We start from the raw sequence: 14,109 nt of genomic DNA, 5'->3' as shown, positions 1-14,109 counted from the left end.
ACTCGATGGTACAATATCTAAATAAGTTTCTCATCATAGCCTTTACGATAAATCTTGGAATTACACCTATAAAAGCTCAAGGTAAATACCATCCCAACAAGACAGACGAAAACGGAAAAAGGCAAGGGATATGGGTGTATTACCATCCAAGCGGAAATCTGAAAACCATTGAAAATTATGTAGACAATGTGCTGGATGGCATCCGCATTACGCTAAATGAACGCGGATACCTCAACATAGAGGAATATTACAGAATGGGAAAATTGCACGGCGAGCAAAAGATTTACGACGGATTTGCTCGACTTATGGAGTTAAAAGAATTTACCGAAGGAGTACTTTCGGGCGCTTACAAAAAATTTAATCCTAACACTGGTAAAATCAGTGAAGAAGGCACTTATGTAAACAACCAAAAACACGGAAAATACATTTGGTATTACGACAACGGCAATCCGGCTGTGGCTTACACGTACAAAATGGGCGTGATAGAAGGAGAAGCCATAGAATACTACAAAGAAGGAGGAATAGCAGCCATATCTACCTACCGCGCAAACGAACTCGATGGACCGTATAAAGAATTCTATCCAGACGGAAAAATAAAAGTAGAAGGCCTGTACAAAATGGGTGAGAAAGTTGGAAAGTGGTTTACCTATGATGAAAATGGAAAGAAAAAGCCTTTAAAATATTGATTTGTTGAGATTTAAAATTTTAATACCGATATTATTTAGTGTCACACTGGTGCTTAATGGTCAGCAGCCAAGCATTCAGATGGAAGAAACTGGAATTTGGAATGGATTGTATATAAAAGTGCGTTTTTCAAAATATTTCGGCTATTATGGCGAGCATCATTACCGCACACGAAATCAAGAAGACAATCTTTGGTCATTTTACGGAAGGCCAAAGCAATGGTACAACAGAGCCGGAATAAATATTTTATTCAATCCTTACTTTGAAGCAGTAATCGGCCCCACCTTAGTACTTAATTACTCGCCCCGGCTTGGCGATACAGCCTTTGATAACATAACTTTTGAGCCTCGAATTTGGCATCAATGGCTCTTTTCCATGCCATCGATGGGGAGAGTAAAAATTTACCATCAGTTCCGCTTTGAACACCGATGGAAAAGAAGTAATGTAAAAAATTCTGAATACGAATACACCGATAGATATCGATATAAATTTTTTGCGTACATCCCAATAAACAAGGAAAAAATTGAGAAAAAAACATGGTTTATCTCTCCTTCGTTTGAAATATTTATGCAGTCAGGTCGATCGATTGCTTTCAATCCATTTGAAGATTTCAGAACATATAATGGAATTGGCTATGTTTATAATAACAACTTAACTTTCTTTGTTGGACACATGTACACCCTCGGTCAAAAATCAACTGGCTTTGAATATAAAACTTCCCATGTATTGCGATTTAATATCATGATCGGGTTAGACGTTCGTAGTATTGAAAACAGACTGCCAAATATTAATCTTGGATTTTAATGAACAAGAGAACAGCCTACCTACTTGTTACACTTTTTGTAGTATCTCTTTCATTTAATGTTTATCAATATATTGAGTATGAAAATATTTCAAGAAACGTTGAATTTTTAAAACGTGAAATTGATATTTTTTCGCATCGCAATGAAATACTCATCAATACTATAAGTAAAGCCCTTACTGAGGAAGATGCATTGTTTGATTTTCAAGAAGACAGTTTACATTCTATAATGCCGGATTCATTACTACAAAAAATGCGAATTTTACATCAAAATATTCGAAAGAATTCGGACTCTATCCTGGTAATGAATGAAATGTTTCGGCGGTTTAGAAGTATAATTGGGGCTGCTGAAAAAATGCAAAACCAGACTCAGTTATCAGTCAAGGAACTCAGAGAAAAATATCTATTACAAAGCGCTGAGTTAGAGCTATTGAAAAAAGAACTGGAATTATCCAAACGCCAGGCAAATCAACTGCTGAATAGAGTAGCAGAAATTACTCTAAATTTAAAAGACAATATTCAACTACGCTACATCGGAGAGGTTGATGCTAGAAGACCTGATGGGTTAGGAGTCGGCTTCTACAGCACCGGCGGATATTACATTGGTCAATGGAAAGATGGGGTACGTCATGGACTGGGCGAATATGTATGGAAAAACGGCGATCGCTACAAAGGTGAATTCGTAAACGACAAACGCCAGGGCTACGGAGAGTACATTTACAGCAATGGATACAGATACAGAGGAGGATGGCGTGACGATTTGCGAGACGGATATGGCGAACTTTTTAATGATGAAAATAAAAGAGTAGCTAAAGGCATTTGGAAAAACGACAAACTCACAGAAAAACAATAGAAATGAAAACGAAAGAAGAAATTGTAAACAATTGGTTGCCGCGTTACACGGGTGTGCCCCTTGACATGTTTAGCAAATACATTTTGCTTACCAATTTCAATAATTACTTGGAAGTATTTCGGGAAATGTATGGTGGGGAGATTATGGGAACAAACCGGTCTATGCCCAGTATACATGCTAACGGAGTATCGTTTATCAACTTTGGAATGGGCAGCCCTAATGCAGCTACCATCATGGACCTGCTCACCGCCATTCAGCCCAAGGCAGTGCTGTTTCTCGGCAAATGTGGTGGATTGAAAAAGAAAAACACCATCGGCGACCTTATCCTTCCTATAGGTGCAATTCGAGGTGAAGGAACTTCAAACAGCTATATGCCGCCTGAAGTGCCATCGCTACCTTCCTTCGCTTTGCAAAAAGCAGTATCAACCACCATTCGAAACAACGAACGCGACTACTGGACAGGTACCGTTTACACCACCAACCGCCGTGTATGGGAGCACGACATGGAATTCAAAAAATATCTGAAGGTGACGCGCGCCATTGCTATCGATATGGAAACGGCTACGCTTTTCACCGCTGGTTTTCGAAATAAAATTCCTACAGGTGCACTTTTGCTCATAAGCGATCAGCCTATGGTGCCCGAAGGCGTGAAAACCGAAGAAAGCGACAAAGTAGTAACTGCCAATTTTGTCAATCTGCATGTTAAAATTGGCGTAGAATCGCTCCTTGAGCTTATCAACAATGGACTGACTGTAAAACACCTAAGATTCTAACCTAAAAATTGTAGAAAGTCTTTGGGACTCATTGCTCGTCAAACCATTAAGGGTAGCGTAGCATCATATGTAGGCGTTGTACTCGGCACGTTCACCCTTCTGTTTTTATTTCCTGCTTTTTTAAGTCAAGACCAGATAGGCCTGCTGCGCATAGTGACGAATGCAGCAGGCATGTTTTCAACTTTGGCTGTTTTAGGCATTCCTCAAATTTCTGTAAAATACTATCCATATGTGCATGGGGGTGAAGAGTACAGAGCCTATGCTACTTTGCTTTACGTAGTTCCCTTAGGTGGAGTGTTGCTCTGCTACTTGATTTTTTTGGCTTTTAAACAGCAGATAACCGATTTTTATTCTCAAAACGCTAAAGAGCTTACTCAATATTATTATCTCGTATGGAGCATTACTCTGCTTAACACTCTGTACCTCGCTGCAGCCTCGTATGCACGGATGAACAATCGCATTGTCGTACCCTCAGCCATTAAGGATGTTGGAATACGGATATTAACTATTCTGTTTTTCTTGGGGATTATTTTTCATTGGTTTGATTTTACAATTTTTCTCAATTTACAAATTGTAATTTACGGACTGGCTTTGCTTGGCGTATTGTGGTATAATCATCGTTTGGCTCCCTTTCGTCCTTCTATCCGGTTTGAGCGATTAAAACCTTTTTTAAAAGGTGTGGTTTCGTTTGGACTTTTTTCGGTGCTTACCTCTACGGCCAGTATCCTAGTAACGACAATTGATAGTTTAATGATTGGCGGGATGATAAACCTTGGCAACGCGGGTATTTATGTAATAGCCTCGTACATAGGCTTAGTAATAGAGATGCCAAAGCGTTCGCTGAATGCCATAGCCGGACCAGTATTATCAGAAAGTTGGAAAAATCAAGACATACAGAAAATTAATGAGTTGCATGCTCGTAGCTCAATCAATCAACTTTTGTTTGGCGGAGGAATGCTCTTGTTGATATGGGCAGGAATTGATGGCATTTTTTACATCATGCCCAATGGTGAAACCTATGCCGTTGGCAAATGGGTGGTACTTTTTATTGGCTTAGCAAAACTCACGGATCTGACCTTTGGATTAACGGCTGAGATCATCTCCTTTTCACCTAAGTACCGATACAATCTATATTTATTGCTCTTTCTCGCGGGTATAGCAGTAATTACAAATTACTTCCTGATTCCGCTCTACGGCATCACGGGTGCAGGTTTAGCCACTTTTATATCGTATTTGGTATACAATATACTGTCATATTATTTATTGAAGAGAGATTACGGAATTACACCCTTTACGTCTGCCTCGGCTAAGGCCATGGTCCTTTTGGTGATCGTATTTTTAGTAATACAATTTTTCCGTATTGACATACCTGTTCTTTTGCTTTCAATTTTAAAAGTGATACTCGCTTCGGCTTTACTCCTGATTGGTATTATTTATTATCGGTTATCACCTGATTTATGGCTTCTTGTGAAAAGCAGTTTAGAGATTTTTAGGAATTTCACCAAAAAGTAACCTAGAATATTTAAGTTTCACAAAATCTTTTTTTAGTATTGCCCTTATTAAACGGAAAACTGGGGGATGGTACTTTTTTTTGTACTAGCAGGGGTACTGCTTTCGAGTCTATTAGTGCTTTTTAGGGATTATTTGAAAGAACACTTTTCGGCGGTTTTCTTCGTTGTACCGGTAGCTATTTTTATTTATTTCACAACGTATTTAAATGTAAAAGAGCCATTTACAGGTGTTATCCGCTGGCAAGATGGACTGGGAGTTCACTTTGAGTGGAGGATTGATGGATTATCGCTTTTGTTTTTGCTCTTAATAAGCGGTATAGGAACGTTGGTTTTTGCTTATTCACATTATTATTTAAAAGGTCATCCAGAAAAGTTTCGTTTTTACGGTTTTCTCTCGCTTTTTATGACTGCCATGCTTGGCTTGGTGGTGAGCGACAATTTGGCGATGATGTTTATGTTTTGGGAGCTTACAAGCATATCTTCGTTTTTTCTCATCGGGTTTCATTACGAGGAAAAAGCTTCAAGAGATGCTGCTTTGAGAGCGCTCACCATCACTGGCATGGGGGGGGTTGCTCTGTTGCTGGCAGCCATACTGATATCTTCAGTTACTGGTAATTTTTCGTTTTCAGCATTATTAGCTAACAGAGATATGCTTCTTGAGTCGAAAGCAGGGCAGATTGCTTTTTGGTTGATTTTAATTGCTGCATTCACAAAGTCCGCTCAATTTCCTTTTCACTTTTGGCTTCCTGGGGCTATGAAGGCACCCACACCTGTAAGTACGTATTTGCACTCGGCCACTATGGTAAAAGCAGGCGTTTTTTTATTGTTGAGATTTTATCCGGTTTATGCTCATTATGCCTACTGGCAACCTGTTTTAATGAGTGTTGGCGGGATTACGATGCTGTACAGCGCTGTACAGGCTCTTCTGTTTCGCGATATGAAGAGCATTTTAGCTTACACGACTTTGAGCGCATTGGGAATTTTGGTGTTTTTAACGGGCATTGGCGGTGAGCAGGGCATTTCAGCAGCCATTGTATTTATTGCGGTTCATGCCTTTTACAAGGCAGCATTATTTCTCGTAACTGGTATTGTAGATCACGAAACGCACACGCGCGACATTACTCAACTCAGTGGGCTAATTAGGTCGATGCCTGGAATTGGCGTGGCAGCATTAATCGCTGCGCTTAGTCATGGAGGGGTTCCACTCACTTTTGGTTTCGTGGGAAAAGAATTTTTGTACGAGGCTGCTTACGGATGGATATCGCAATCCTATTTGCCGATTTTATCTGCATTTGTTGCAGGCTGTTTTTTGTTTGTTGCGGGATTATGGGTTGGAGTAAAGCCGTTTTTTGGAACTCAAAGTTCAATGGCAACAGATAGATTTCACGTTTCCTTGTGGATGTCTTTGCCAGTTTACATTCTGGCCGCGCTTTCTATGGTTTTTGGTTTGTTTCCGGGATTAATGACGAAACTAATAGAGGGAGTTTTGAGGGTCAATGGATTTGAGAGTGAACACTTTCATGTTGCGCTTTGGCATGGATTTACTCCTGTGTTTTTCTTATCACTAGCTACGGTGGCTTTAGGGGGGGCAATCTTTTTCTTAACGAAACCCGGTGAGCTCTATCGCAAGTCGGTTGAGAGCCTCTCCTTTTCATCGGTTTCGATCTACGATAAAATCCAAAAAACCATCAAATTTTTAAGTCAGCTGTATACGAATCTGTTACAGAATGGTTATCTGCGCTTGTACGTACTTATGATCATGATATTCTTGATGATGCTGGTAGGTTATTCACTTTTTAGGGGCGTGCACATTTACATTGATTTTCGAAAAATTTCTGAAGTTACTTTTTATGAAGCTACCATCGTTTTTCTCTTAATATTCAGTACATTGTTTATTTTGTTGGCCAAGTCGAGACTGGCAGCTGTGGCTGCTATGGGAGTGCTAGGTATATCGATCAGTTTGATGTTTGTTTTTTACAGTGCTCCCGATTTGGCCATGACTCAGTTTTCAATAGATACGCTAACTGTAATTCTCTTTGTTTTAGTTTTATATAAACTTCCGAAGTACATCAATGCTTCATCGATAGCTATTAAGGTGCGCGATGTAATTGTTTCTGCCCTTTTTGGGGTGATGATTACCATGCTGGCCTTAGAAGTATTAAATGAACCTGTAAATCGCGAAACATCAGAGTACTACGTGCAAAACTCTTACTTGCTCGCTAAGGGAAAGAATGTGGTGAATGTAATACTTGTGGACTTCAGAGGAGCGGATACCATGGTAGAGATCACTGTTCTGACGATTGCCGCTCTTGGTGTATTTGGCCTGATGAAGTTGAGACTAAAGGACAACGAAAAAACTTGGGAATAAGCTTATGAAAAGTATCATCTTAAAAAAAGCTTCTGATTATCTGCTGCCATTGTTGCTGCTGTTTTCGGTTTTCATTTTGTTCAGAGGGCACTATTTGCCGGGAGGGGGGTTTGTGGGTGGATTAATCGCTTCCATCGCATTTGTGTTGCACAGCTTTGCCAATGGACTTCAGCAAACGCGCGACTTGCTGCGCATACATCCGGGATTTCTTATGCCCATTGGGCTTCTAACTTCTTTAGGCAGTGGATTGTTCCCTATGCTTGTAAGTGGTGAACCCTTTATGACGGCTAAATGGCACAAAGAACCCTTGGATGTGGTTGGTATGGTAGGCACACCGCTTTTTTTCGATATTGGTGTGTATCTCGTGGTAGTGGGGGTGAGTCTTACAATCATTTTTACTCTAGCTGAAGCTGCATAAAAGATGGAAATACTTCTTGCAATAGTTACTGGATTGCTTTATGGTGCAGGGTTGTTTATGATGCTGCGCCGAAGCATGGTGAAGTTGATCATCGGACTGATCTTATTGGGCAATGGTGCCAATATTCTCATTTTTTTGCTTGGGCGAGTAGCAAAAGGAAAACCCCCCATAATACCGGCTGATGCTAAGGTATTGACAGATATTTATGCTGATCCAGTTCCACAGGCGTTGATTTTGACCGCAATAGTGATCAGTTTTGGCTTACAAGCATTTGCTATTGTTCTTTTTAAGCGCGTATATCAAACCATTCATACCGACGATCTCGACACCGTAAATACCATCGACGACGATTTATGAGTTCTAATGTAGTCATTTTACCTGTCGTTTGGCAGTTTATCATAGCCATTGCCCAAATGTTTTCTTGGTTTCAGCCGCGAATTCAGCGAGTAATCAGCATCGTGGGCAACTCGATACAAATAGGTCTTGCCATTTTTCTCTTTCACGAAGTTCAGCAAAAAGGGATTCTTACTATGAGTGCTGGCAAATGGCCGGCTCCCTTTGGGATTGTGTTTGTGGCTGACACTTTTGCCACCGTATTGGTTATTGCTACTTCTATTTCAGGCTTTGCTGTTACGCTTTTTTCTTTAGCAAACATTGTGGAGGCGCGCATGCGCTTTGGTTATTTCCCGATCATGCATCTTTTGTTTGCTGGTTTAAATGGAGCTTTTCTCACTGGCGATATTTTCAACCTATATGTGTGGTTTGAGATCATCATTATCTCCTCCTTTGTGCTGCTCACCATTGGTGGTGAAAAGCCTCAACTTGAAGGTGCAGTGAAGTACTTTACGCTCAATATTTTAGCATCTACTATTTTCTTGACGGCCATCGGAGTCCTCTATGGCTTAGCAGGTACACTTAACATGGCAGATTTGGCTATTCATGTTAAAAATCTTCCAAACAAAGGCTTAGTAGAAGTCACGGCAATTTTGTTTTTGGTGGGTTTTGGGATTAAATCAGCCATTTTTCCGCTGTACTTCTGGCTACCGGCTTCGTATCACACTCCACCAGCTGCTATTGCGGCCATCTTCGGCGGGTTGCTTACCAAGCTGGGTGTCTATGCTCTGCTGAGGGTGTTTACATTGGTCTTTTTTGAAGATCCCATCATTGACCGCATCATGATTGTGCTGGCAGGTATCACCATCATTACTGGTTCACTGGGAGCTATGGTGCAAACGAATATCCGCAAAATTTTTAGTTATCTCATTATTAGCCATATTGGATATATGGTTATTGCACTGGGCATTCACTCAGAGCTCGCCATCACTGGTGCGGTTTTTTACATGATTCACGATATTATTGTAAAAACCAATCTCTTTATGGTCAGTGGCTTGCTCTACCGCGTTCAGGGCACACATCACATCGATCGGTTGGGTGGATTTTTTAAAAATTTTCCTCGACTTTCACTTTTACTGTCAATTCCACTCTTTTCGTTGGTTGGAGTGCCTCCGTTGTCTGGATTTTGGCCAAAAATTGATCTATTTCGCTCTGCTTGGGACGAAGGCGGAACCTTCATTACTTTCAGCTTGGCTTTTGGCACCATTATTACCCTTTTAGTGATTGCGCGAGTTTGGGCTGAGGTCTTTTGGAGGCCGGCTGAAAATTTGCCGGACAGACCGAACTTCCGTTTTTGGCATTTGCTTGATCGGGCTGAAAAGATTCAATACGTACTGCCTATTGCTCTGTTATCCATCATCTCACTGGCTATAGCCTTCAGAGCCGGCGACATCCACACCATTTCTCAAAAAATTGCTTCCGAACTAATGAATCCTGTTGATTACATTCACACAGTACTACCCGATAAACTCGTAGCACGCCCATGAGATCGCAGTTTTTGATGAATAACATGCTCGCATTCATATGGATTGCACTCACCGGTACCTTTGCTTTAAAAAACTTCCTCTTTGGCTTTGCACTGAGCTACTTTATTCTTTGGTTGATAAGCCGGGGTATTGGTAGCAAAGGAGATCCAAGTCGAAAGTACTTTATCATAGTTCCGAAGGTAATCGGATTTATTTTTTACTTTTTGTATGAACTTTTAAAAGCAAACATTCAGGTCGCCTACGATGTGATCACGCTTAAAAATCACATGGCACCTGGCATTGTAATGATTCCTTTAGATGCTAAAACCAATTTAGAAATCACCCTTTTGGCTAATCTTATTTCTCTAACGCCCGGTACTTTGAGCCTCGATGTGAGTGACGACCGAAGTGTGCTCTATGTGCACGGCATGTTTATCAAAGACAAAGAAGCTTTTGTGCATTCCATAAAAAATGGTTTCGAACGTCGATTGTTAGAACTTACCCGATGACATTACAGGACTATTTGTATTACATCATTCTACCGATATTGGTAATCAGCATGCTGCTGGTTTTTTATCGGTTTTTAAAAGGGCCTGATATGCCCGATCGCATTGTTTCTGTCGATTTGCTCATTACCATCGCCATTGGGATTATTGCCATCTACAGCATTGTGAGCAGCAGGGCGCCCTTTCTCGACATTGCTATGATTTTGGCGCTCATAGCCTTTTTGAGTACTGTAGCATTTAGTTATTATCTGGAAAAGAAAAACAAAAACGAATGACCAATTTCATAATAGCAGCGTTGGCTACGCTTGGTGCTACATTTATTCTTCTAGCTGCAATAGGCTTTGTTAAAATGCCTGATATATATCTGCGCATTTCGGTTACGACTAAAGCTGTAACGCTCGGCATTGGCTTGATGCTTGCTTCGGCTGCGGTGCACTTCGGCACTGAGTCAATCGCCTCCAGGGTTTTAGCTATCATATTTTTTGTATTTCTCACTTCGCCTGTAGGAGCACATCTGATTGGTAGAGTTTCGTACTTCATTGGAATACCTCTATGGAAAAATTCCCTTTATGACGATTTAAAAGGCAAGTACAACCCCATCTCACATAAGCTTAAAGGTCAAGAAATTCCTTCAGAAGAGGCTCAAGAGTCAAAACAGAAGTAATCTTTCAGGTTGCGGTATTGAGCGTACCTTGTTGAAAAGCGGTTACGATCTCTGAAACTAATAAGGATTTTTAAGTCCCATCCTTTACATTCGCACGTAAAAAACTGTATGAGATTCACGCTCTCCGCATTTTTATGCCTTTTTATTGGTGTTTTACACGCTCAAAAACAGAAAAATTCTATTGAGTTACCCCCGTATGTAAAGTCAGGTAAGCTGCGCAATGGCCTTTCCTACTTAATCATGCAAAACAAGACCCCGGAAAATCGCGCCGAACTTCGTTTAGTAGTGCGATCCGGCAGCTTAAATGAGGACGACGATCAGCAGGGCCTTGCGCACTTTGTGGAGCATATGTGCTTTAATGGCACCAGAAATTTTAGCAAAACCTCGCTCGTCGATTTTCTCGAAAGCACAGGTACGCGATTTGGCCCTGATCTAAATGCCTATACTTCGTTTGACGAGACTGTGTATATATTGCAAGTACGCACCGATACAGCCGGCTTGCTCGAGAGGGGATTACTTATACTGGAAGATTGGGCCGGTTACGTGACTTTTGAGCCCGAAGAAATTGACAAAGAAAGAGGTGTCATATTGAGTGAATGGCGCACGCGTACGGGTGGCAGTGAGCGCATCAGCAAGCTTACTTTTCCTGTGGTGTTTAAAGGTAGTAGATATCCCGAACGTTTCCCAATCGGGAAGACGGATGTCATCCAAAATGCTCCCTATGAAGCTTTTACCCGCTATTACCGCGATTGGTACCGACCCGATCTTATGACCGTAGTGGTGGTAGGTGATGTGGATGTGCAGAAAGTTGAAAAGATCATCCGACGTCGTTTTTCTAAACTAAAACGCGTAAAGCGTCCGCGACCACACTATTCACAAGAGGTTCCTCTTACTCCCGGAGCGCGCGTTACTACAGCTACAGATCCTGAAATTCAGACCTACAATCTCTCTTTTCGCTTCATGAAGCCTGAAATCGACTACTTTGCCGATGGGGGAGTGGAACAAAATTTTCTCATTGGCGTAGCTAATGTGCTGATGGGAACGCGGATTCAGGATTTTTTAGCCAATTCCCAGAGCAAGGTTATCAATGCCAATGCTTTTATTGGAAATACACTTGGCACGGCTTCAGCGCTTACATTTTCAGTATTGCCTAAAAATCAACAATGGTACGAGGCATCAGCACAGATTTTCAACATTGTAAAAACAGCTGCTGACCATCAGGCCAACGATGCTGAGCTCGAACACGTAAAGCGCATATATCGCCAGCGATTAGAATCTGCTGTAAAGGTCAAGGAAAAAACTCCCTCAAGCGAATGGACTGCCAACTTGGTAAGTCACGCGCTTCGTCAATCGCCTTTTATTGACCCAGAAGAGCGATTAAAGCGTTTTGACAGTTGGGCTCAGTCGCTTAGTGCTGAATCTATTCGCAAACTAATCGCTCATTATTTCTATTCCGAAACCTGGGCAGCCACAGCCGTAGCACCTGAATCTGACAAAGAACACGTGCCTAACAATGCCCAGTTGATGTCGGCTGTATATTATTTTCTTTCAAACAAGACTTTCCCTTACATCTTTACGCCCCCTGCTCCTAAGCTGCAAGTTACCTCTGCTACGTATCCCGATGAGACGATTACAATCCTTCCAGAAAATCGGGCGGGTTATAAGGGATTTGCACTGGCCAATGGTATTGAATTCTACATACGCCGTGTGCCTGAAGAGAAAGACCGCATCATCATCGACGGATTTCTATTTGGTGGTAACTCACCTTTTGCTGACTCGCTATTGCCTGCAGCTAATTACTTGATGCAGACGGTTTATGAGTCTGGCGTAGGTCAGCACGACATCACAGAATTGCGCAAGCTGCTGGCTGGCAAACGCGTAAATATTTATCCCTATTTGAGCAACTATTATCACGGTATCAACGGATTCTGCTCACCCGATGAGCTCGAAACTGCCTTTCAATTGGCTCGCCTTTACCTCACCGAAACGCGCATCGATGAAGAAGCCCTCGGCCGTGTCAAGACACGTGAGATCAATCTTTTAAAGGGTCTATACAACAATCCAGACACCTACTTTGGCCGCGAACTGAACAGAATCCTCTACAACAATAATCCCCGAGCGACTACCCCAACTGTGGAACAAGTAGAAAAAATAACAATCGCTGCTCAACGCCAGCTGTGGCAAGCGCTTTTCGGAGCACCGGCACGCCTGCGTTGGATCATCACAGGCGATGTGGACGAAGAAAAGGTAAAAGCACTTGCCATTAAATATTTATCTGATCTTAATAACAAAACTTCCCCTGTGGAGCTAGTCGATCGAAATCTTCGCATCAGCGCGCGCGATACATTATATGAGCTTCGCAAAGGGGAGAATCCTCGTTCGCAAGTGCGACTCGTCTATCACGGTAAACTTGATAGTCCAGCTGACGAATTTCAACTCAAAGCTGCTATTGAAGTTTTGAAAATTAAACTACGTGAGGAGCTGCGCGAAGAAAAAAGCGGTGTGTATGGCGTTAGTGTATTTTACAACGTCAATAGCCCCTTCAACGACGAATACACCATCGTTATCGCCTTTAACACTGAACCAGCTCGTCGCAAAGAGCTCACCCTCGCAGCGAAAGAGGTTTTAGCGAGAAACGCCCAGCAAATCGACGCGGAAACCCTTCGCAAAGTGCAAGAGCTCCTTCGCCAAGACATTGAAAAAGGCCGTACTACAGCTCAATTTTGGCACAACCTCATGCAAGGGTATATCAAATTCTCAAAGCCGGAATCTTCAGCAGATATTGCTTACCAACGAACTCAAATTGATGCTCTTACGGCCGATCAAGTAAGCCTATGGATTATGCGATATGCTGGGGGGCGTCCTATCGTTTTGGTGCTCGACCCTGAAACTGCATCGCAATAACAGCTATGTCTATATTTGCGCCAAATTTTAAAACAACTTAATTCATTCAATATCAAATGGCTACAACTGCTGATATCAAAAATGGTCTTTGTATTGACCTTAATGGCGAACCCTTCCAAATCATCGAATTCCTTCATGTAAAACCCGGAAAAGGCAACGCCTTTGTGCGCACCAAACTGCGCAACCTCAACAATGGCCGCATTTTGGAACACACTTTCCCTTCAGGAGCTAAGATCGATGTAATTCGCATCGAATACAGAAACTTCCAGTTTCTCTATCAAGACGCCGATGGCTATCACTTCATGGATATGAATGATTTTAATCAAATCACCCTCCCCAAAGAAGTGATCAACGCCCCTGAGTTCTTGATGGATGGCATGGAGTGTATCGTGATGTACCACGCCGACGAAGATCGCCCTCTTGCGTGCAATCTGCCTTCGAGTGTCACAATGGAGGTAATCTATGCAGAACCTGCTGTAAAAGGAAACACCGCCACCAACGCCACAAAAATCGTGAAAGTAGAATCAGGCGCCGAGGTGAAAGTGCCCCTTTTCATCGAACAAGGCGAACGCATCATCATCAACCCTGAAACCGGCGAATACAAAGGACGAGCAAACTAATACTATCCATAATAACCCTTAAAAGAAGGTGTCCAAAAAGTAAAGGACGCCTTCTTTTTTATTTTGATAAAACCCTTAATTGAAGTAAATTAGAGCCATCATAGACATTTTAAGTGAGGCGAGTAGTCTTTAAACAGCAACCCGGCA

14 protein-coding genes are annotated in these 14,109 nt (G+C 41.9%); all 14 read left to right on the top strand.

The features are described from left to right. The first annotated feature begins 5 nt into the window (after positions 1-5). A complete protein-coding gene (locus EIP89_RS08795; RefSeq protein WP_124398310.1) occupies positions 6-686 on the top strand; it encodes a toxin-antitoxin system YwqK family antitoxin in 681 nt (226 codons plus the stop codon). A gap of 4 nt (positions 687-690) precedes the next feature. Then, on the top strand, positions 691-1,488 hold the full coding sequence (locus EIP89_RS08790) for a DUF2490 domain-containing protein (protein WP_218019358.1): 798 nt from the start codon (positions 691-693) through the stop codon (positions 1,486-1,488). Next, entirely contained in the window at positions 1,488-2,339 is an 852-nt protein-coding gene (locus tag EIP89_RS08785) for an MORN repeat-containing protein (RefSeq protein WP_124398309.1), read from the top strand. The genes EIP89_RS08790 and EIP89_RS08785 overlap by 1 nt, the downstream gene beginning before the upstream one ends. A gap of 2 nt (positions 2,340-2,341) precedes the next feature. Then, positions 2,342-3,112: an AMP nucleosidase gene (locus EIP89_RS08780; RefSeq protein ID WP_124398308.1), complete on the top strand. Its 771-nt coding sequence runs from the start codon at positions 2,342-2,344 to the stop codon at positions 3,110-3,112. A 21-nt stretch (positions 3,113-3,133) separates the two neighbouring features. Then, complete coding sequence (locus tag EIP89_RS08775; protein WP_124398307.1) at positions 3,134-4,624, top strand: oligosaccharide flippase family protein; 1,491 nt, start codon at positions 3,134-3,136, stop codon at positions 4,622-4,624. A gap of 66 nt (positions 4,625-4,690) precedes the next feature. Further along, a complete protein-coding gene (gene mbhE, locus EIP89_RS08770) occupies positions 4,691-6,991 on the top strand; it encodes a hydrogen gas-evolving membrane-bound hydrogenase subunit E (protein WP_124398306.1) in 2,301 nt (766 codons plus the stop codon). A gap of 4 nt (positions 6,992-6,995) precedes the next feature. Then, the gene (locus tag EIP89_RS08765) at positions 6,996-7,409 is read left to right on the top strand and encodes a Na+/H+ antiporter subunit B (RefSeq protein WP_124398305.1); all 414 of its coding nucleotides are present in this window, start codon (positions 6,996-6,998) and stop codon (positions 7,407-7,409) included. Positions 7,410-7,412: 3 nt separating this feature from the next. Continuing rightward, on the top strand, positions 7,413-7,766 hold the full coding sequence (locus tag EIP89_RS08760) for a Na+/H+ antiporter subunit C (RefSeq protein ID WP_124398304.1): 354 nt from the start codon (positions 7,413-7,415) through the stop codon (positions 7,764-7,766). After that, entirely contained in the window at positions 7,763-9,289 is a 1,527-nt protein-coding gene (locus EIP89_RS08755) for a proton-conducting transporter transmembrane domain-containing protein (RefSeq protein ID WP_124398303.1), read from the top strand. Before EIP89_RS08760 ends, EIP89_RS08755 begins: the two co-directional genes overlap by 4 nt. A 23-nt stretch (positions 9,290-9,312) precedes the next feature. Then, positions 9,313-9,777 (top strand): Na+/H+ antiporter subunit E, encoded by a 465-nt coding sequence (locus EIP89_RS08750; protein WP_307718670.1) that lies wholly within the window; start codon positions 9,313-9,315, stop codon positions 9,775-9,777. After that, complete coding sequence (locus EIP89_RS08745) at positions 9,774-10,049, top strand: monovalent cation/H+ antiporter complex subunit F (protein ID WP_124398301.1); 276 nt, start codon at positions 9,774-9,776, stop codon at positions 10,047-10,049. Before EIP89_RS08750 ends, EIP89_RS08745 begins: the two co-directional genes overlap by 4 nt. Further along, entirely contained in the window at positions 10,046-10,438 is a 393-nt protein-coding gene (mnhG, locus tag EIP89_RS08740) for a monovalent cation/H(+) antiporter subunit G (RefSeq protein ID WP_124398300.1), read from the top strand. Before EIP89_RS08745 ends, mnhG begins: the two co-directional genes overlap by 4 nt. A 108-nt stretch (positions 10,439-10,546) precedes the next feature. Further along, entirely contained in the window at positions 10,547-13,342 is a 2,796-nt protein-coding gene (locus EIP89_RS08735; RefSeq protein WP_124398299.1) for a M16 family metallopeptidase, read from the top strand. Positions 13,343-13,398: 56 nt separating this feature from the next. After that, the gene (efp, locus tag EIP89_RS08730) at positions 13,399-13,962 is read left to right on the top strand and encodes an elongation factor P (protein WP_124398298.1); all 564 of its coding nucleotides are present in this window, start codon (positions 13,399-13,401) and stop codon (positions 13,960-13,962) included. Positions 13,963-14,109 lie beyond the last annotated feature (147 nt).

The organism is Thermaurantimonas aggregans (assembly GCF_003851885.1).
GTDB classification, from domain to species: domain Bacteria; phylum Bacteroidota; class Bacteroidia; order Flavobacteriales; family Schleiferiaceae; genus Thermaurantimonas; species Thermaurantimonas aggregans.
The sequence above is the reverse complement of the archived record's forward strand: the minus strand, read 5'-3'. Positions and strand labels throughout refer to the sequence as shown.

Coding starts and splice junctions, on each gene's coding strand:
- mbhE (WP_124398306.1), top strand. CDS start 4,691: ATGGTACTTTTTTTTGTACTAGCAGGGGTACTGCTTTCGAGTCTATTA.
- mnhG (WP_124398300.1), top strand. CDS start 10,046: ATGACCAATTTCATAATAGCAGCGTTGGCTACGCTTGGTGCTACATTT.
- EIP89_RS08785 (WP_124398309.1), top strand. CDS start 1,488: ATGAACAAGAGAACAGCCTACCTACTTGTTACACTTTTTGTAGTATCT.
- EIP89_RS08750 (WP_307718670.1), top strand. CDS start 9,313: ATGCTCGCATTCATATGGATTGCACTCACCGGTACCTTTGCTTTAAAA.
- efp (WP_124398298.1), top strand. CDS start 13,399: ATGGCTACAACTGCTGATATCAAAAATGGTCTTTGTATTGACCTTAAT.
- EIP89_RS08745 (WP_124398301.1), top strand. CDS start 9,774: ATGACATTACAGGACTATTTGTATTACATCATTCTACCGATATTGGTA.
- EIP89_RS08765 (WP_124398305.1), top strand. CDS start 6,996: ATGAAAAGTATCATCTTAAAAAAAGCTTCTGATTATCTGCTGCCATTG.
- EIP89_RS08795 (WP_124398310.1), top strand. CDS start 6: ATGGTACAATATCTAAATAAGTTTCTCATCATAGCCTTTACGATAAAT.
- EIP89_RS08780 (WP_124398308.1), top strand. CDS start 2,342: ATGAAAACGAAAGAAGAAATTGTAAACAATTGGTTGCCGCGTTACACG.
- EIP89_RS08755 (WP_124398303.1), top strand. CDS start 7,763: ATGAGTTCTAATGTAGTCATTTTACCTGTCGTTTGGCAGTTTATCATA.
- EIP89_RS08760 (WP_124398304.1), top strand. CDS start 7,413: ATGGAAATACTTCTTGCAATAGTTACTGGATTGCTTTATGGTGCAGGG.
- EIP89_RS08735 (WP_124398299.1), top strand. CDS start 10,547: ATGAGATTCACGCTCTCCGCATTTTTATGCCTTTTTATTGGTGTTTTA.